The organism is Streptomyces sp. NPDC006458 (assembly GCF_040612135.1).
In the GTDB taxonomy this organism is placed as follows: domain Bacteria; phylum Actinomycetota; class Actinomycetes; order Streptomycetales; family Streptomycetaceae; genus Streptomyces.
Map to the genome: position 1 here is coordinate 89,859 of NZ_JBEXPR010000020.1, position 18,881 is coordinate 108,739.

General features: G+C 71.8%; 15 protein-coding genes and 1 pseudogene. 5 read left to right on the plus strand and 11 right to left on the minus strand.

Translation table 11 applies throughout. The annotated features are described in order from the left end of the window. Positions 1–153: 153 nt before the first annotated feature. From ABZZ79_RS26055 to ABZZ79_RS26080, 6 genes are all read right to left on the minus strand, one after another. Positions 154–1,278, minus strand: a complete 1,125-nt coding sequence (locus ABZZ79_RS26055) for an LOG family protein (RefSeq protein ID WP_356692543.1) — start codon at positions 1,276–1,278, stop codon at positions 154–156. Between the two features lie 37 nt (positions 1,279–1,315). Then, positions 1,316–1,723: a VOC family protein gene (locus ABZZ79_RS26060; protein ID WP_356692545.1), complete on the minus strand. Its 408-nt coding sequence runs from the start codon at positions 1,721–1,723 to the stop codon at positions 1,316–1,318. Positions 1,724–1,950: 227 nt separating this feature from the next. Next, a complete protein-coding gene (locus ABZZ79_RS26065; protein WP_356692547.1) occupies positions 1,951–3,372 on the minus strand; it encodes a hypothetical protein in 1,422 nt (473 codons plus the stop codon). Further along, on the minus strand, positions 3,354–4,094 hold the full coding sequence (locus ABZZ79_RS26070; RefSeq protein WP_356692549.1) for an ATP-binding cassette domain-containing protein: 741 nt from the start codon (positions 4,092–4,094) through the stop codon (positions 3,354–3,356). Before ABZZ79_RS26070 ends, ABZZ79_RS26065 begins: the two co-directional genes overlap by 19 nt. A gap of 191 nt (positions 4,095–4,285) precedes the next feature. After that, positions 4,286–5,650 carry an aspartate aminotransferase family protein gene (locus ABZZ79_RS26075; RefSeq protein WP_356692551.1) on the minus strand — a complete coding sequence of 455 codons (1,365 nt, stop codon included), beginning with the start codon at positions 5,648–5,650 and terminating at the stop codon, positions 4,286–4,288. Between the two features lie 19 nt (positions 5,651–5,669). Then, positions 5,670–6,185 (minus strand): Lrp/AsnC family transcriptional regulator, encoded by a 516-nt coding sequence (locus tag ABZZ79_RS26080; protein ID WP_356692553.1) that lies wholly within the window; start codon positions 6,183–6,185, stop codon positions 5,670–5,672. Positions 6,186–6,348: 163 nt separating this feature from the next. On the opposite strand from ABZZ79_RS26080, the gene ABZZ79_RS26085 reads away from it, so the two are divergent. Then, positions 6,349–7,788, plus strand: coding sequence for a gamma-aminobutyraldehyde dehydrogenase (locus tag ABZZ79_RS26085; RefSeq protein ID WP_356692555.1), 1,440 nt, complete (start codon positions 6,349–6,351; stop codon positions 7,786–7,788). Positions 7,789–8,207: 419 nt separating this feature from the next. Here ABZZ79_RS26085 and ABZZ79_RS26090 read toward each other — a convergent pair whose 3' ends face one another. Beyond that, entirely contained in the window at positions 8,208–9,146 is a 939-nt protein-coding gene (locus ABZZ79_RS26090) for a hypothetical protein (protein WP_356692557.1), read from the minus strand. A gap of 155 nt (positions 9,147–9,301) precedes the next feature. Between ABZZ79_RS26090 and ABZZ79_RS26095 the strand changes: the two genes are divergently transcribed. Further along, positions 9,302–11,563 carry a heavy metal translocating P-type ATPase gene (locus ABZZ79_RS26095; RefSeq protein WP_356692559.1) on the plus strand — a complete coding sequence of 754 codons (2,262 nt, stop codon included), beginning with the start codon at positions 9,302–9,304 and terminating at the stop codon, positions 11,561–11,563. 79 nt (positions 11,564–11,642) lie between these two features. After that, entirely contained in the window at positions 11,643–12,155 is a 513-nt protein-coding gene (locus ABZZ79_RS26100; RefSeq protein WP_356692561.1) for a hypothetical protein, read from the plus strand. A gap of 56 nt (positions 12,156–12,211) precedes the next feature. On the opposite strand, the gene ABZZ79_RS26105 is transcribed toward ABZZ79_RS26100, so the two are convergent. The 3 genes and pseudogenes from ABZZ79_RS26105 to ABZZ79_RS26115 all read right to left on the minus strand — a co-directional run bounded on the left by ABZZ79_RS26105 (position 12,212) and on the right by ABZZ79_RS26115 (position 15,376). Beyond that, on the minus strand, positions 12,212–13,354 hold the full coding sequence (locus ABZZ79_RS26105) for a serine hydrolase domain-containing protein (protein WP_356692563.1): 1,143 nt from the start codon (positions 13,352–13,354) through the stop codon (positions 12,212–12,214). A 114-nt stretch (positions 13,355–13,468) separates the two neighbouring features. Further along, on the minus strand, positions 13,469–14,194 hold the full coding sequence (locus ABZZ79_RS26110; protein WP_356692565.1) for a glycerophosphodiester phosphodiesterase: 726 nt from the start codon (positions 14,192–14,194) through the stop codon (positions 13,469–13,471). A gap of 20 nt (positions 14,195–14,214) precedes the next feature. Then, positions 14,215–15,376: pseudogene (locus ABZZ79_RS26115) on the minus strand (adenosine deaminase). 56 nt (positions 15,377–15,432) lie between these two features. On the opposite strand from ABZZ79_RS26115, the gene ABZZ79_RS26120 reads away from it, so the two are divergent. Further along, positions 15,433–16,350 carry a hypothetical protein gene (locus tag ABZZ79_RS26120; protein ID WP_356692567.1) on the plus strand — a complete coding sequence of 306 codons (918 nt, stop codon included), beginning with the start codon at positions 15,433–15,435 and terminating at the stop codon, positions 16,348–16,350. Positions 16,351–16,552: 202 nt separating this feature from the next. Here the strand turns inward: ABZZ79_RS26120 and ABZZ79_RS26125 are convergent, their stop codons facing one another. Then, the gene (locus ABZZ79_RS26125; protein WP_356692569.1) at positions 16,553–17,113 is read right to left on the minus strand and encodes an NADAR family protein; all 561 of its coding nucleotides are present in this window, start codon (positions 17,111–17,113) and stop codon (positions 16,553–16,555) included. 211 nt (positions 17,114–17,324) lie between these two features. Here ABZZ79_RS26125 and ABZZ79_RS26130 point away from each other — a divergent pair, with 211 nt between their 5' ends. Further along, positions 17,325–18,866 carry a gamma-aminobutyraldehyde dehydrogenase gene (locus ABZZ79_RS26130; protein ID WP_356692571.1) on the plus strand — a complete coding sequence of 514 codons (1,542 nt, stop codon included), beginning with the start codon at positions 17,325–17,327 and terminating at the stop codon, positions 18,864–18,866. Positions 18,867–18,881: the final 15 nt, after the last annotated feature.

The following is an 18,881-nucleotide window of genomic DNA, read 5'->3' on the forward strand; positions in this document are numbered from 1 at the left end:
GTGCAATTTGAGGGGGGTTGATATCCGAGGAGAGCCGAAACGCGCACCGCGGAGGGGACGCTTCAACTCCCCCACGAGGCTCACAGGTTTATAAGCGCTCGGTCGGCAGTGTCAATCCGTGTGCACGTCAAGGAGGTTGCCTTTGCCTGCTCATTAACCGCCGAGACGTTTCAACGCCTCCGGAGCCTCCTCGATCCGGTCGACCAGCGCGATCCGTGTCTCCATCGAGCGGTCGCGGGCCAGGGACCGGAGCAGCGGCCAGGCCGGCAGCCGCTCCGTCCAGTGTTCCCGGTCCACGAGCACCATGGGCGTCGGTTCGCCACGCGACTCGTAGTAGTTCGGGGTCGCGTTGTCGAAGATCTCCTGCACGGTGCCGGCGGCGCCCGGCAGGAAGATCACGCCGGTGTTGGAGCGGACCAGCAGGCCGTCCTCGCGGGTGGCGTTGGCGAAGTACTTGGCGATGTGCGCGGCGAACGGGTTGGGCGGCTCGTGGCCGTAGAACCAGGTCGGGATACCGATCGAATCGCCGCCCCTGGGCCAGCGGGCGCGCACCTCGAAGGCGACCGCCGCCCAGTCGGTGATGGACGGGCTGAACCCCGGGGCCTTGGCGAGGAGTTCGAGGGCCTCCGTCAGCATCCTGTCCTCGTGGGGAGCGGCGTACGCGCCGAGGTTCGCCGCCTCCATCGCGCCGGGGCCACCGCCCGTGGCGACGGTGAGGCCGGCGCGGGCCAGTTCACGGCCGAGGCGGGCGGCACCGGCGTAGCCGAGGGTGCCGCGGGCCATCGCGTGGCCGCCCATCACGCCCACCACGCGGGCGCCGGTGAGGAGTTCGTCGAGCGCGTCCGAGACGGAGTCGTCATGGATGGCGCGGAGTGTGGAGGAGAGGATGTCCCGGTCCGTCTTCGTCTGCTGGAACCAGGCGTAGGCGCGGGCGTCGGGCGTGGCCTCGTAACCGCCGTCGGAGAGGGAGGAGAAGAGTTCGTCAGGGGTGTAGAGCAGCCCGCGGTACGGGTCGAAGGGGAGGTGCGGGACGGGCGGGAAGACCAGCGCGCCGTCGGCGCGGACCTTCGCGGCCGCGTTCTCGCGCATCGGACAGCCGAGGAAGACGGCGCCCGCGGTGTCGGTGGTGAGGAGTTCGCGCGTACGGTCCGTCAGGTCGACGGCCTGGACGCGGAATCCGGCGAGCGTGCCGCGGGCGGCGACAGTCGCGTCGAACTCCTCCAGGGTCTCTATCTCGCGGTCGTTGTGGTGGGCCGCATGGGCGGGCATCGTCTGCACGCGCCCATGCTAGGCACCGCGTTCGGGACGGCTGGGGTCAGCCCTGGACGGCTTCCGGGTCCATCCACATGATCTCCCAGGTGTGGCCGTCGAGGTCGTCGAAGGCGCGGCCGTACATGAAACCCATGTCCTGGGTCTTGCCGGTGGCGGTGCCGCCGAGGGAGATCGCGCGGTCGACCAGCTCGTCGACCTGCTCGCGGCTCTCCGCGCTCAGACACACCAGCACCTCGCTGGTCCTGGAGGCGTCGGCGATCTCCTTGTCGGTGAACGTCGAGTAGAAGGGCTTGGTGAGCAGCATCGCCACGATGGTCTCGCTGATCACGACCGAGGCCGCGTTCTCGTCGCTGAACTCGGGGTTGATGGTGTAGCCGAGCCCGGTGAAGAACTTCTTGGAGGCGTCCAGGTCGTTCACGGGCAGGTTCACGAAGATCATCTGCTGGTACATGCGGTGTCTCTTCCGTCGGTGTCTTGCCGTTCGTGGGGGTAGACCGGGGGTCCAGGAGGAACTCATCGCTCCTCGCGGAATTTTTCTCACCGGTCCTGGCCCGCCCGTCCCAACCGGTCTCGGGCCGCTCGGGTCTCGGGCCGCCCCCCAACCGGTCTCGGGCCGCTCGGGTCTCGGCCCGCCCGTCCCAACTGGTCTCGGCTCGGCCCCTCACCGGCGGGCTGGTCTCAGACAGTCAGCGGCTGGGCCGCGAGCTCCGCCACGATCAGGGTCAGCGGGCCGAACAGCGCGAGCAGTGCCCCGGCGCGCAGGGCCGCCGCCATGCGCAGGGTGGTCGCGGGGGCGCCGAGGCGGAGCAGCGCGGCCGTGGTGTCGGCCCGGGAGTGCTTGGCCTCCACGGCGGCGGTGAGCAGGGTAGCCAGGGCGCAGCCGGCGACCAGGAGGGTGCCGAGGGTGGTCAGAGGGCCGATGCTGTCGCCGTTCGGGTCGTACAGCGAGCCCATGGCGTAGGCGGCGGAGGCGACGGCGCAGACGACGCCCAGGGGACGGCCGATGCGGGTGGCCTCGTCCATCAGGACGCGGCCGGAGAGGAGGCGGAGGGCGCCGGGACGGACGGACTGCACAAGGCGGCCGCACAGGTGGGTGAGTCCGGGGCCGGCGAGGGCCAGGCCGACGGCGGTGAGGGCCCAGCCGAGCAGGGCACCGGCGGAGTTGCCGGTGAGGCCGCCGGGGAGGGGGAGGCCGTCGGGGGCGGAGGTGCGGCGGGAGTAGGCCTCGACCGTCAGTCCGGCCGCGAGGGTGGCGATGCCCCAGGGCAGGGCCGTCGGGCGAGGGGCCGGGGTGCGCGGGTCGGCCTCGGGTGCGTCGGCTTCGAAGGGGGCCCCCGCGAGAGCCTGCCCGGGGGCCGGGACCGGGTGGGTGACGGACGCGGTGCGCCCGGTGCGCCCGACGGGCTCGACGGCCGGGTCCACGGGCTGACGCGGGCCGTCCGGCCCCTGGCTGTCCCACTTCGCTCTGTTCGGCCGCGGACCGTCCGATCGTGCGCCGAATCTGCCGTAGGCACCGAACGTCTCCCGCGAGCCCGCGCGGCCGTACGTGCCGAAGCGGCCGAAGACGCGGGGGCCGTCGGCTCGGCGTGGTTCCCGTGGGCGCAGGACGACGCCCACCGACACGGAGGCGATGACCGGGACCAGGGAGAGGAGCGTCAGAGCCCCGGGAAGGGGCAGGGGCTGGTCGGCGGCCAGCACGTCCGCGGCGTCGCCGTCGAAGGGCATGCCCGTGAGGTCGCCGCGCAGATGGAGGAAGAAGAGGAGGGCCAGCATGGAGCCGAGGAGCGTGGACAGGGCCGTGGTCGTCGCGGAGACGGCCATCAGACGGGCCGGGCCCAGGCCGATCGCCGACAGCCCGGCGCGGGGCCTGGTGCCGGGGTCCGCGCGGGCGACCGCCACCGCGAAGTGGACCGTCGCGGCCAGCGGCGCCGCGCACCAGGCCAGCCGCAGGGCGGAGGCGGCCGGGGTGTCGGGGTGGGTCAGGGCGTGGCCGAGGGCGCACAGCAGCAGGAAGCCCGTGCCCGCCGAGGCGGCCGCGACCAGCAGGCGGCGGAGCTGGACGGCCGGGCGGGCGCCGCGGCTCAGACGGAGAGCGAGCACGGGGCCCGGCCTTCCGCCTCGGCCATCGGGGGCAGATGGACCGTGTTCACCCGGCGGCCGTCCAGCAGGGACACCGTGCGGTCGGCCAGGGCGGCGGTCTCCGCGTCGTGGGTGGCCAGGACGACCGTGATGCCGTGCGAGCGGGCGGCCGTGGTGAGCGTGCGCAGGACGTGCGCGCGGTCGGCGCGGTGCAGCGGGGCCGTCGGCTCGTCGGCGAACAGCACGCAGGGAGCGGGGGCGAGGGCGCGGGCGATGCAGACGCGCTGGCGTTCGGCGTGGGTCAGTTGGTGCGGGCGTCGGCGTGAGCCCTCGCCCACGTCCAGTCGCTCCAGCCACTCCAGCGCGGCGGTCTTGGCGCGGCGGCGGCTCGTGCCGCGCAGCATCAGGGGCAGGGCGGCGTTCTCCCAGACGTTCAGCTCGGGCACGAGCACCGGGGCCGGGTCGATCCAGCCGAAGCGGTCGCGGCGCAGCCGTTCGCGGGCCATGGGACCCATGGTGTGTACGGGGACGCTGTTGAACCAGACCTCGCCGCGTCGCGCGGGCACCAGCCCGGACAGGCAGGCGAGCAGGGCGGTCTTGCCGCTGCCGCGCGGGCCCCCGACGGCCAGGATCTCGCCCTCGCGGACGCCGAGCGAGACGCCGCTCAGGGCGGGCGAGCCGTCGCTGTGCTGGTAGTGCAGGGAGCGTGCCCAGAGCACGTCGTTGTCCGGCGGGGCCTCCATGGGCGTACACCTTCGTTCAGATCCGTAGTTCCCGTGCCTCATCCCCCGTGCGGGGGAACGAAGGCAGGGCCGATCGGTCACTGGGCACGCTAGGCAGCGGGTCGCGCGAGGCCGGACAGTACGCGGCCCCGGGCCGCCGTTTCTCACTCGAACGGGCGGCACCGGGGCCAAATGATCTTTCTTGCTGAAGATCAGAGCTTCGTCCACGCCTCCGTGAGCGTCGCGCGCAGGATCTGCTCGATCTCGTCGAACGTGCCCTGGTCGGAGATCAGCGGCGGGGCGAGCTGCACGACCGGGTCGCCGCGGTCGTCGGCACGGCAGTACAGGCCGTTCTCGAAGAGGGCCTTGGAGAGGAAGCCGTACAGGACGCGCTCGGTCTCCTCCTCGTCGAAGGAGGCCTTGGTGGCCTTGTCCTTGACGAGCTCGATGCCGTAGAAGAAGCCGTTGCCGCGGACGTCGCCGACGATCGGCAGGTCGTGCAGCTTCTGCAGCGTCGAGAGGAAGGCGCCCTCGTTGTCGAGGACGTGCTGGTTCAGCTTCTCCTTCTCGAACAGGTCGAGGTTGGCGAGGCCGACCGCGGCGGAGACGGGGTGGCCGCCGAAGGTGTAGCCGTGCAGGAAGGTGTTGTCGCCCTTGTAGAACGGCTCGGCGAGGCGGTCGGAGACGATGCACGCGCCGATCGGGGAGTAGCCCGAGGTCATGCCCTTGGCGCAGGTGATCATGTCCGGCACGTAGCCGAACTTGTCGCAGGCGAAGGTCGCGCCCAGCCGGCCGAAGGCGCAGATGACCTCGTCCGAGACGAGCAGCACGTCGTACTGGTCGCAGATCTCGCGCACGCGCTGGAAGTAGCCGGGCGGGGGCGGGAAGCAGCCGCCGGCGTTCTGCACGGGCTCCAGGAAGACCGCGGCGACGGTGTCCGGGCCCTCGAAGAGGATCTGCTGCTCGATCTGGTCGGCGGCCCAGCGGCCGAAGGCCTCCGGGTCGTCACCGAAGATCGGGGCGCGGTAGATGTTGGTGTTCGGCACCTTGTGCGCGCCCGGGACGAGCGGCTCGAAGGGGGCCTTCAGAGCCGGCAGACCCGTGATGGACAGGGCGCCCTGCGGGGTGCCGTGGTAGGCGACCGCGCGGGAGATGACCTTGTACTTGGTGGGCTTGCCGACCAGCTTGAAGTACTGCTTGGCGAGCTTCCAGGCGGTCTCGACGGCCTCGCCGCCACCGGTGGTGAAGAAGACCTTGTTGAGGTCGCCCGGGGCCTCGTGCGCCAGGCGCTCGGCCAGCTCGACGGCCTTGGGGTGGGCGTAGGACCACACCGGGAAGAAGGCGAGCTCGCTCGCCTGCTTGGCGGCGACGTCGGCGAGCTCGGTGCGTCCGTGACCGGCCTGGACGACGAACAGACCCGCGAGACCGTCGAGGTAGCGCCTGCCCTTGTCGTCGTAGATGTAGGTGCCCTCACCGCGGACGATGGTCGGGACGGGGGAGTTCTCGTACGAGGACATGCGGGTGAAGTGCATCCACAGGTGGTCGTACGCGGATCGGCTGAGGTCCTTGGTGCTCACGGTTATCGGGTCCTCACGGTTATCGGGTTCCCCACATGTAGGTCTGCTTCTTGAGCTTCAGATAGACGAAGCTCTCGGTGGAGCGCACGCCGGGCAGGGCCCGGATGCGTTTGTTGATGACGTCCAGCAGGTGGTCGTCGTCCTCGCACACGATCTCGGCGAGGATGTCGAACGAGCCCGCGGTCATCACCACGTACTCGACCTCCGACATGGCCGTCAGCGCGTCGGCTATCGACTCGATGTCGCCCTCGACGTTGATGCCGACCATCGCCTGCCGGCGGAAGCCCACGGTGAGCGGGTCGGTGACGGCGACGATCTGCATCACGCCCTGGTCGAGCAGCTTCTGGACGCGCTGGCGCACGGCCGCCTCGGAGAGCCCGACGGCCTTGCCGATGGCGGCGTACGGCCGGCGGCCGTCCTCCTGGAGCTGTTCGATGATGGCGAGGGACACGGCATCCAGCTGGGGAGTGCCGTTCCTGGACTCGCGGGAGTCCCTCTGGTCTGCGCTTCGACTGGCCACGACCTCACTTTGCACGAGGACTCGACAGTTTCGCAAGGTCGGATCGATGAAATTCGTTGTTTCAGTGATACAGGCTTGCGGATTTCGCAGATCTGGCTGGCTGGGGGGTGTTGAAACCGTGGACGGAGCGATTAGGGTGGGCATCTCAAGGAATGGACACCCGACAGGAGGGCCGGCCGTGACCACCGAGCTGCGTCGTCTGCGCAACTACATCGACGGAGAGTTCCGGGACGCCGCCGACGGACGGACCACCGACGTGGTGAACCCGGCCACCGGCGAGGCGTACGCCACCGCACCGCTGTCCGGACAGGCGGACGTCGACGCCGCCATGGCTGCCGCCGCCGCGGCCTTCCCGGCCTGGCGCGACACCACCCCGGCCGAGCGGCAGAAGGCCCTGCTGAAGATCGCCGACGCGTTCGAGGAGCGCGCCGAGGACCTGATCGCCGCGGAGGTCGAGAACACCGGCAAGCCGATCGGTCTCACCCGGTCGGAGGAGATCCCGCCGATGGTCGACCAGATCCGTTTCTTCGCGGGCGCCGCCCGCATGCTCGAAGGCCGCAGCGCCGGCGAGTACATGGACGGCATGACCTCGATCGTGCGCCGGGAGCCGATCGGCGTCTGCGCGCAGGTGGCACCGTGGAACTACCCGATGATGATGGCCGTGTGGAAGTTCGCCCCGGCCCTCGCCGCGGGCAACACCGTCGTGCTGAAGCCGTCGGACACCACCCCCGCGTCCACGGTCCTGATCGCCGACATCATCGGCTCGATCCTGCCCAAGGGCGTTTTCAACGTCGTCACCGGCGACCGTGGCACCGGCCGCCTGATGGTCGAGCACCCGACCCCGGCGATGGCCTCCATCACCGGCTCGGTCCGCGCGGGCATGTCGGTCGCCGAGTCGGCGTCCAAGGACGTCAAGCGCGTCCACCTGGAGCTGGGCGGCAAGGCGCCGGTCGTCGTCTTCGAGGACACGGACATCGCCAAGGCCGTCGAGGACATCGCGGTCGCCGGCTACTTCAACGCCGGCCAGGACTGCACCGCGGCCACCCGCGTCCTCGTGCAGGCGGCCATCCACGACGAGTTCGTCGCCGCGCTCGCCAAGGCCGCCGCCGAGACCAAGACCGGTCAGCCGGACGACGAGGACGTCCTCTACGGCCCGCTGAACAACCCCAACCAGCTTCAGCAGGTCACCGGCTTCATCGAGCGCCTGCCCGCGCACGCCAAGGTCGAGGCGGGCGGCCACCGCGTCGGCGACAAGGGCTACTTCTACGCCCCGACCGTCGTCTCCGGCCTGAACCAGGACGACGAGATCGTCCAGAACGAGGTCTTCGGCCCGGTCATCACCGTCCAGTCCTTCACCGACGAGGCCCAGGCCGTCGAGTACGCCAACGGCGTCGAGTACGCCCTCGCCTCCTCCGTGTGGACCAAGGACCACGGCCGTGCGATGCGCATGTCCAAGAAGCTCGACTTCGGCTGTGTGTGGATCAACACCCACATCCCGCTGGTCGCCGAGATGCCGCACGGCGGCTTCAAGAAGTCCGGCTACGGCAAGGACCTGTCGGCCTACGGCTTCGACGACTACACCCGCATCAAGCACGTGATGACGTCGCTGGACGCGTAAGCGGCCCCGCGCGACAGCGTGCGGCCCCGGACGGAGGAAGGTCCGTCCGGGGCCGCACGCTGTGTCCCGGGGGTGCCTGGGCCTCCTGCGGATGTGTATCTGTCCGTGCCCGCTGCGCCTGGCCGTGCCCGCGGCAGCTGCCCTGGCCCGCCGCATCCGCATCCGCCCGTGCCCGCGCCGGTTCGCGCCCCGGGCCGAGCGCGTGAGCCCGGGCCGGCGCGATCGCCGGGTTGCGACGACCGCGTTACCTCGGCGGCCGGGCCCGTTCCCTTCCTGCGGGCCGGGCCCGTTCCCTTCTTGCCCGTGCCGAGCCCGTTACTTCCCGCCCGTGCCGAGCCCGTTACTTCCCGCCCGTGCCGGGCCCGTTACGTTCCTGACCGGGCCGGACCGTTCCGTCACGACCGGGCCGGATCGTTCCGTCAGTGGCCGTGCCCCGTGGAGCGTTCCGCCTCCGGTGCGGCGGAGGCCGTACGACCGTCCGTGTGCACCGTGAACGCGGCCGTACGCACCTCGCCGTCGACCTTGAAGTCGAGGAAGAGTCGGTAGTCGCCGGTGCTCGGCGCGGCAGCTGTGAAGGCCACCTCCGGGCCCGAGGTCGCCGTGCCGTGGGCCTCCTCGTGCGGATGGACGTGCAGATAGGCGAGGTCTCCGGAGCGCAGGGCGACGAGGTGGCCGTAGGCGCCGAGGTAGGTCTGGAGGCGGGCCGGTTCGCCGGCCCGGGTGACCTCGAAGGTGAGGTCGCTGTCCGCGCCCGGGGCGAGTGAGCCGGTGAGCCGGACGGTGTAGCCGTCGACGGTGGCGGTCTCGCCGGTCTCGGGCAGAGCCGCGGGCGCGTACCGCCCGGTGACCGCGAGGTCGGTGCCCAGCGTCAGGTTCTCGCCGCCCGCGGCGGGCGTGAAGTCGGCGAACACCCGGTAGGAGCCCGCCTCGGGCAGGTCCGTGCCCGTGCTCCAGGTGCCGTCGGCACCGCGGACCGGGTGCAGATGGCGGTACGTCGTGAGGTCACGGGACGCCACGATCAGGTGCAGCTCCTTCTCGTGCTCACGCCGGTACTCGGTCACGGGGCGGCCGTCCTCGTCGCGCACGGTGAAGCGCAGGACGGTCTCCCGGCCGGCGGGTACACGGCCGGTCTCAAGGTCGAGTGTGTAGCCGCCCTCGGAGATCTGGAGGCCGCCGGGCGGCTGCGCCCGGGTCGGGGTGGCGGCGGACCTGCCGCCAGGGGTGTGGCCGCCGTGGGCGGCGGACCGCTCGCCGCCGTCTGAGGAGACCGGGCCGGCCACGTCTCCCACGGCGAAGGCGGTGCCGAAGGTGGCGGCCACGGCTGCGGCGAACGCGGCGATCTTCACTACGGGCTTCATCTCGGGCTCCTCGGTACAGCTGCAAGGCGACTCCTTCATTCATGCATACCCCCCTGGGGTATCACAAGGTCTTGCCAGGAAATACCTGAGGGGGGTATACCTGAGGTGTCAGATACCCCCGAGGGGTATACGTATCCGGTCCTGGAGGACTCCTCATGACCACGACGGCCCCCGCGGCCACCGACGCCGACGAGGTCGAGCTCGCCATCGGCGGCATGACCTGTGCCTCCTGCGCGGCGCGCATCGAGAAGAAGCTCAACCGCATGGACGGCGTCACCGCCACGGTCAACTACGCGACCGAGAAGGCGAAGGTGACCTACGCGGGCGCCGTGACCGTGCCCGACCTGATCGCGACGGTCGAGGCCACCGGGTACACCGCCCGCGAGCCGCGGCCGGTCGTGGTCGAGCCCGGCCCCGAACCGGCCGCCGAGCCCGATGAGCTGCGGCCGCTCAGGGAGCGGCTGGTGACCGCGGTCGTGCTCGCCGTGCCGGTCGTCGCGATGGCGATGATCCCGGCGCTCCAGTTCGAGTACTGGCAGTGGCTGTCGCTGACCCTGGCGGCGCCGGTGGTGACGTACGCGGCCTGGCCGTTCCACCGGGCCGCCTGGACCAACGCCCGGCACGGGGCCGCGACGATGGACACGCTGATCTCGGTCGGCACCTCGGCCGCGTTCCTGTGGTCGCTGTGGGCCCTGTTCTTCGGGACCGCCGGGACGCCCGGCATGACCCATCCCTTCGAGCTGACCATCGCCCGCACGGACGGCTCGGGGAACATCTACCTGGAGGCCGCGGCCGGAGTCACCGCGTTCATCCTGGCCGGGCGGTACTTCGAGGCCCGCTCCAAGCGCAAGGCGGGCGCGGCGCTGAAGGCGCTGCTGGAACTGGGCGCCAAGGAGGTCACCGTCCTGCGCGGCGGCCGCGAGGAGCGGATCGCGGTCGGCGACCTGAACGTCGGCGACCGCTTCCTGGTCCGTCCCGGGGAGAAGATCGCGACCGACGGCACCGTGGTGGAGGGCTCGTCCGCCGTGGACGCCTCGATGCTGACCGGCGAGTCCGTGCCCGTCGAGGTCGGCGTCGGCGACACCGTCACCGGTGCCACCCTGAACGCGGGCGGCCGTCTGGTCGTCGAGGCCACCCGGGTCGGCGCGGACACCCAGCTCGCCCGGATGGCCCGGCTCGTGGAGGACGCGCAGAACGGCAAGGCCGCCGCCCAGCGGCTCGCCGACAGGATCTCCGGTGTCTTCGTCCCGGTCGTCATCGCCCTCGCGATCGGCACCCTCGGCTTCTGGCTCGGCAGTGGCGCGGGTCTGACCGCCGCCTTCACCGCCGCGGTCGCGGTGCTGATCATCGCCTGCCCCTGCGCCCTGGGCCTGGCCACCCCGACCGCGCTGATGGTCGGCACCGGCCGGGGCGCCCAGCTCGGCATCCTGATCAAGGGCCCCGAGGTGCTGGAGAGCACCCGCGAGGTCGACACCATCGTGCTGGACAAGACCGGCACCGTCACCACCGGCCGTATGACCCTGCTCGCCGTCCACACCGCCGAAGGCGCCGACGAGTCGGACGTCCTGCGCCTGGCCGGTGCCCTGGAGCACGCCTCCGAGCACCCCGTCGCCCAGGCCGTCGCCACCGGCGCCCTGGACAAGCTGGGCTCGCTGCCCGTGCCGGAGGACTTCGCCAACATCGCCGGTCTCGGCGTGCAGGGCATCGTCGACGGCCACGCCGTCCTGGTCGGCCGCGAGAAGCTGTTGGGAGAATGGGCCATCGGCCTTCCCGCCGAACTGGAGCGGGCCAAGGCCGAGGCGGAGGCGGGCGGCCGTACCGCCATCGCGGTCGCCTGGGACGGCGAGGCCCGCGCGGTGCTCGAGGTCGCCGACGCCGTCAAGGACACCAGCCGTGAGGCCATCACCGGGCTGCGTGCCCTCGGACTGACCCCGCTGCTGCTCACCGGGGACAACGAGGCCGTCGCCCGGGCGGTCGCCGCCGAGGTCGGCATCGCCCCCGAGCACGTGATCGCCGAGGTCATGCCGCAGGACAAGGTCGACGTCGTCAGGCGCCTCCAGGGCGAGGGCCGTTCGGTCGCCATGGTCGGCGACGGCGTCAACGACGCGGCCGCCCTCGCGCAGGCCGACCTGGGCCTGGCCATGGGCACCGGCACGGACGCGGCGATCGAGGCCGGTGACCTCACCCTGGTCCGCGGCGACCTGCGCGTGGCCGCCGACGCGATCCGGCTCGCCCGCCGCACCCTCGGCACCATCCGCTCCAACCTGTTCTGGGCCTTCGCCTACAACGTCGCGGCCCTGCCGCTCGCCGCGGCCGGACTGCTCAACCCGATGCTGGCCGGTGCGGCCATGGCCTTCTCATCGGTCTTCGTCGTCGGCAACTCCCTGCGGCTGCGCCGCTTCCGGGCAGCCGGCTGACAACGGCCCGAAGCGGGGCCCCTGTTGCGACAGGGACCCTGCTTTTGAACGTGTTCAATTCCAGGCGTACGCTGGGCCCATGAATGACAGAGCCGCCCTGCTGAAGGGCATCCGGGCCTGGCTGGTCCTCTTCGTCGTCTGCCTGGTGCTCAGCGGCGCCACGGCCTTCCCGCTGGTCCACGAACTGCGCTGGACCGAGGACCTGTTGCACGCCCTGTCCGTGCAGGACCACCTGCCGGGGCTGACGGACTGGATCACCCAGGTGCGCCGCGGGCTCGACACCGCCGACGCCGACTACCCGTTCCTCCTCTACGGAACCGACTGGCTCGCCTTCGCCCACCTGGTCATCGCCGTCGCCTTCTACGGCGTCTTCCGGGACCCGGTCCGCAACATCTGGGTCGTCGAGTTCGGGATGATCGCCTGCGCCGGGATCATCCCGCTCGCCCTGATCTGCGGGCCGATCCGGGGCATCCCCTTCTGGTGGAGCGTCATCGACATGTCCTTCGGAGTCTTCGGGGTGATCCCGCTGTACGTCGTACGCCGCAGGATCAAGCGGCTGGAGGCACTGACCGCCGTGCCGGTCCCCGCGTGAACGCCCTGCGGGTCACCCCGCGAACGCCCTGCGGGTCACCCTGAACACCCGGCCCGTCACCGCGTGAACGCCGGGAAGGCGAAGCGCTGCGCCAGGGCCAGGCCCTGGGACCGCGCGTCGGTGGAGTTGACCGAGAAGACCACGGTCCGGCACAGGTCCGGGGTCGCGGCCACACCCGTGGCGTACCCCGGGCGCGAGCCCGACTTGCCCCAGATCTCCTGGCCGTCGATGGTGAACCGCTCCAGCGCCATGCCGTACCGCGCCCCCTCGAACGGCGTGGTCAGCACCTCCTTCACCAGTGCGGGCGGAACGGCCCGGCCGCCCAGGACGCCCTTCAGCAGCCGCTCCAGGTCGGCGGTCGTGGAGATCAGATCGCCTGCCGCCCACCGGTCGGACATGTTCCACTCGGTGACGTCGACCAACTCGCCGTCGATCCACTCGTAGCCCCGGTTGTGCGGACCGCGCACCCGCGGGTCCGGGCCCGCCGGGAACGACGAACCCCGCATGCCCAGCGGGTCGAAGACCCGCTTCTGCGCCTGGTGCGCGTAACGGTCGCCGGTGATCTTCTCGATCAGCAGGCCGAGCACGGTGTAGTGGATGTTGCCGTACGTCTGCCGCGAACCGGGCGTGTACGCCGGGCCCTTGGCGACCGCGGCCGCGACCACCTCGTGCGGCGTCAGTGTCTCGAAGCGGTGCGGGAACATCTCCTCGGTCGAGTCGCCGAAGCTCGCCCCGGGCTGGAGACCGCTGGTGTACGTCAGCAACTGCCGTACGGTGACGGGCTCGAAGTCGTCGGTGAGCAGGCCCGGCAGATACTCCTGCACGGTCCCGTCGAGGTCGAGGCGGCCCTCGGCGACCAGTTGCAGCACGACCGACACGGTCACCAGCTTGGTCACCGAGCCCGCCCGGAACCGGCCCCGTTCGAGCACCGGCGCCCCGGTGCGCAGGTCCCGGACCCCGGCCGCGCCGTGCCAGCTGCCCTTGCCGCCCACCCGGACCAGGGCCGCGGTCACGTCGTCGGCCGGGATGCCGGTCAGCGCGGCGGATAGGGCCTGCGAGTCAGGGGTAGCGGTGTCGGCGCAGACCGCGGGGGAGGGCCGCCCGCCGGACGCGGCGAACACGGGAGCGGCCAGCGGGCCGGCCGCGAGGGCGAGCGCGAGGGAGGCGGCGACGAGGGTGGTACGGCTGCGTGGACGCATGGGCGGGCTCCTCGGAGGATCCGGTGCGGACGATGTGTGATCATCCTGCGACCGTGCGTGTCGTCGCGGATCGTCGTCGAGGAGGGCGACCACCCTCGGGAAACCCCCAGCAACTCACCCACGTCCCAAGGGTAGTTGTCGGGGTCGGACCCCTACGGGGGAGTCCTTCAGCGCACTCAGTACGTCCACTCGGTTGGTCGTGATCGAGTCGACGCCCATGCCGATGAGACGGCGCATGCTGCGGCGCGTGTCCGGCGTCCACACGGACAGCAGCAGCCCGTCGCGGTGCACACGCTCGGCGAGGTCGGGGGTGACCAGGCCCCAGCGGTAGTTGAGCCACCGCGGCCGCACCGCCGCCAGCAGCCCGGCGCGTGGCGGCGCCAGGGTCGTCCAGGTCAGCGCGATCTCGGCGGACCCGTCGGCGTCGCGCACCGCGAGCATCGCGTGCGCGTCGGCGCAGTAGTACACCCGGTCCCGCGCCCCGCTCGCACGCACCGCGTCCAGCACCCTGGACGCGGTGCGGACGTCGCGCAGGCCCGGCAGGTCGACCATCACCCGGTGCCCGTCGGTCGCGGCGAGCGCCTCGGCGAGCGTCGGCACCGCGCCCTCGGTCAGGCCCCGCAACTCCTCCGCCGACAGCGCGCGAAGCGGCCGGTCCACCTCCCACAGCCGCTTCAGCGTCTCGTCGTGCAACAGCACGGGCACGCCGTCCCGGGTGAGCCGTACGTCGATCTCCACCGCGTCCGCGCCCAGTTCGAGCGCGGAACGCAGGGAGTCGAGTGTGTTCTCGCGGAAGAGGTAGGGGGCACCGCGGTGGGCCACGGCGGTCACGTTCTGCATGGGCTCATTGTGATCTGCCGTCAGGGCGCGAGCCATGCCGAGGTGTACGTGTCGATCTCGTCGACGATCCGCTGCTTGCCAGCCTCGTCGAGGAAGGACGCCTCCACGGCGTTCTTCGCGAGCTCGCCGAGGCCGCGCTCGTCCAGCCCGAGCAGACGGGCGGCGACCGCGTACTCGCTGTTGAGGTCGATGCCGAACATCGGCGGGTCGTCGGAGTTGACCGTCACCAGCACCCCGGCCCGCACGAACTCCTTGATGGGGTGCTCGTCCAGCGTGGTGACCGCGCGCGTGGCGATGTTGGAGGTGGGGCACACCTCCAGCGCGATCCGGTTCTCGGCGAGGTGGCGCAGCAGCTTCTCGTCCTGGGCAGAGCTGGTGCCGTGCCCGATGCGCTCGGCGCCGAGGTAGGTCAGCGCGTCCCACACGGTCTCCGGGCCGGTGGTCTCACCGGCGTGCGGCACGGAGTGCAGCCCGGCGGCGATGGCCTGGTCGAAGTAAGGCTTGAACTGAGGCCGCGGTACGCCGATCTCGGGTCCGCCGAGTCCGAAGGAGACCAGGCCCTCGGGGCGCAGCCGGTCGTCGGTGGCGAGGCGCACGGTCTCCTCGGCGGACGCGAGGCCGGCCTCGCCGGGGATGTCGAAGCACCAGCGCAGCACGGTCCCGAACTCGGTCTCGGCGGCCTTGCGGGCGTCCTCGATCGCGTCCATGAAGGCCCGCGCGTCGATGCCGCGCCGGGTGGAGGAGTACGGCGTGATGGTCAGCTCGGCGTAGCGCACCTTCTGGCGGGCCAGCTCGCGGGCCACCTCGTAGGTCAGCAGCCGGACGTCCTCCGGGGTGCGGATGAGGTCGACCACGGACAGATACACCTCGATGAAGTGGGCGAAGTCCGTGAAGCTGAAGTAGTCCGCGAGCGCCTCGGGGTCGGTGGGCACCTTGGAGTCGGGGTGGCGGGCGGCCAGCTCGGAGACGATCCGGGGGGAGGCGGAGCCGACGTGGTGGACGTGCAGTTCGGCCTTGGGCAGTCCGGCGATGAAGGCGTGCAGCTCGCGGGCGCCGGGTGCGGCGGTCGGGTTGACGCGGTCGGTCAAGGGTTCCTCCCGGGAACGGCGTCCCCGGCCGGTGGGCGCGGGACGCTGGTGATCGGCTGATCGGTGACTCGGGATCATCGTAGGCCGGGGGCACGGCCTGGGAACGGGGGCCGTAGCATGACGGCACTGCCGACAGAGGGGATCTGGCGCATGTCAGACGACACGCAGCCGCCGGCCGTTCCGCGGCACGGTGCCGCGAACGGCGCGACGCCGCCCCCGGGCGACGGCTCGTGGTCGGCGCCCCGGGACGCGGCCGGGCCGGTTCCTCTGGGCAAGGGCGAGACCGCCGGGCCGGCCCCTTCCGCCGGACCCGAGCGTGATCTCTGGGCGCCGCCCGCCGACGACGGCTCGGCCGGGGCGGGGCACACCATCGCGTCCGGTGCGCTGCCCATCGTGAACCCGTCCATGCACGACCAGCAGACCATCACCTCCCTGCCGAGCCTGGGCGGCAGCCCGCAGCCGGCGCCCTGGACCGACCCGTCGGCCCAGGCCCCCGGCGGCTACCCGCCGCCCGCCGCGCAGACGTCCGCCCCGGGTACGCCGGGTGCCGCGAACCCCTTCGCGCCGCCCGCGGCGTCCTACCCGCCCCCGGCCGCCTCCGGTCCCTTCGCGCCGCCCGCCAACCCGTTCGCCGCTCCCGGCGCCGGTGAGCCCGTCCCGCCGCCGCCCGTCTCACCCGACGGGCCTCAGCCGGGGTACGGCTACCCGGGCGGTACGTCGGGCTACGGCTACCCGGGCGGCACCTCCGGCTACGGCTACCCGGGCCCTGTACAGCCGGCCTCCTCGAGCGCCGGCTACTACGGGTGGCCGGGCCTGCCGCCGGTGCCCAGCAACGGCATGGGCACGGCCGGGCTCGTGCTCGGCATCATCGCGGACGTCGTCTTCTGTGTGTGGCCGCTGGCGATCGTCGTGGGCATCCTGGCCGTGATCTTCGGCGCCGTCGGCCGCGGCAAGGCCGGCCGCGGCGAGGCCACCAACCCGGGCCAGGCCCTGGCCGGCATCATCTGCGGCGTGGTCGGCATCGCCCTGGGCGTGGGCTTCGGCGTACTGGTGCTCGCGGGCCCGTGACCCCGGCGGGCCCGTGACCCCGCCGGGCCCGTGACCCTGGCAGGCCCGTGACTCCGGCCGGGCCGGGTCGTCGCCCTGGGCGTGGACTTCCGTAACCCCGTCGGCCCCGGTCAGGCCCCGTCCCGTCCTGAAGCCCCGCTCGCGCGCCGTCGGCCCAAGGTCAGGCCACGTCCAGCAGTCGCTCCCGCGCCGTCGGCCCCGGTCAGGCCCCGTCCCGGAGTCGCTCCCGCGCCTCCATCAGCGCGAAGCCCAGCAGGTTCGGTCCCTGCCAGCGCTCCGGGTCCCAGGCCCCCTGGTCGGTGGCGGCCAGGCCGATGCCCCACACCCGGTCCACCGGACTGGCCTCCACCAGCACCCGCTGCCCGGTGCCGAGCAGGAACTCCCGCAGCCCGGGGTGCGCGGTGAACTTGTGGACGCTGCCCTCGACCACGATCCCGAACCGCTCGCGCTGCCATACGCGCTCGTCGAAGCCCCGCACCAGCCGCCCGGCCTTCTTCGCCTGCGAGGGGTGCTCGGCGGCGAGGGCCTGCCGCTCGGCCTCGGAGTCGTCGAACAGCCGCGCCTTGGCGGCCATCATCCAGTGCTCGGCCGTCGCGTACTCCACGCCGTCCACCGAGAACGGCGACGGCCACCACTGACTCAGACAGCCGGCGCCGATCCGGCCGTCAGGTGCGGGTCTGTGCCCCCAGAAGTGCAGATACTTGATCGCCACCCCCGCGCGGACCGCCCCGATCAGGGCATCCCGAGAATCGATCTTTGCCATGCACGGGAGTCTGGCACGCACCACTGACAGTTCGTCCTGGGTTATTCGCGTCAACTCGACACCTGGTCGACAGATTCCGTTGCGTAACCAAAAGGCAACAACGGAATCACTTGTTGGAGTGCATGTGCTCTGTCAGGATCGGCACTCAAATCGAGCTGGAGCTACGCCACCCGCCCCCGTGGACAGCGGGGCGAAGGCGGAGGAGAGCGACATGCACAACCCGGGCAACGCCACCCCGGAACGATTCCCCGTTCAGGACCGCTTCGCGGCCGGGGCGCAGTACATCGCGGGCCGCTTCACCCAGGGCACCTCGGGCCGCACCCACGCGGTGATCGACCCGGCCACCGGCGAGGAGGTCCTCACCTACGAGCTGGCCGGTGCAGACGACGTCGACGCGGCCGTGGCCGCCGCCCGGGAGGCATTCCCCGGCTGGTCCGGGGCCACCCCGGGCGAGCGCTCCGACGCGCTGCACCGGCTGGCCGCGGTGCTCGCCGAGCGCGCCGAGGAGTTCGCCCGCGCCGAGTCACTCCAGTGCGGCAAGCCGCTGAAGCTGACCCGCGAGTTCGACGTGCCCGGCACGATCGACAACACGGCCTTCTTCGCGGGCGCCGCCCGGCATCTCCAGGGTCAGTCGGCGGGCGAGTACTCCGGCGACCACACCTCGTACGTGCGCCGCGAGCCCATCGGAGTGGTCGGCTCCATCGCGCCCTGGAACTACCCGCTGCAGATGGCCGCCTGGAAGATCCTCCCGGCCATCGCCGCGGGCAACACGATCGTGCTGAAGCCCGCCGAGCTGACCCCCCTCACCTCGCTGCTGTTCGCCGAGGCCTGCACCGAGGCGGGCCTTCCCGACGGCGTGGTCAACGTCGTCACGGGCCTCGGCAAGGAGGCCGGTGAGCACCTGGTCGGCCACCCGGACGTGGCCATGACCTCCTTCACCGGCTCCACCGCGGTCGGCAAGCGCGTCGCCGAGATCGCCACGGCCAACGTCAAGCGTCTCCACCTGGAGCTCGGCGGCAAGGCGCCCTTCCTCGTGTTCGACGACGCCGACCTGGACGCCGCCGTCAACGGCGCGGTCGCGGGCTCCCTGATCAACACCGGCCAGGACTGCACCGCCGCCACGCGCGCGTATGTGCAGCGGCCGCTGTACGAGGCATTCGTCGAGCGGACCGCCGCCCTGATGGAGACCGTCCGCCTGGGCGACCCCTTCGCGGCGCGCACCGACCTCGGCCCGCTGGTCTCCCACGCGCAGCGCGACCGCGTGGCCGCCATCGTCGACCGGGCGCGCGGGTACGCGCACGTGGTGACGGGCGGCGAGGCACCCGGTGACGAACTGGCCAAGGGCGCCTACTACCGGCCGACGCTCGTCGCCGACGCGGCCCAGGACAGCGAGATCGTCCAGTCCGAGATCTTCGGGCCCGTCCTGGTCGTGCTGCCCTTCGACACCGACGACGAGGGCATCGCGCTGGCCAACGACACCCCGTACGGGCTGGCCGCCTCCGCCTGGAGCCGGGACGTGTACCGCGCGAACCGTGCCACCAGGGAGATCAAGGCGGGCTGTGTGTGGGTCAACGACCACATCCCGATCATCAGCGAGATGCCGCACGGCGGCTATCAGCAGTCCGGCTTCGGCAAGGACATGTCGGCGTACTCGTTCGAGGAATATACGCAGATCAAACATGTGATGTTCGACAATACGGCGGTGGCGAGGAAGGACTGGCACCGCACGATCTTCGGGGACCGACAGCCGTAGCAGGCCGCCTGACCG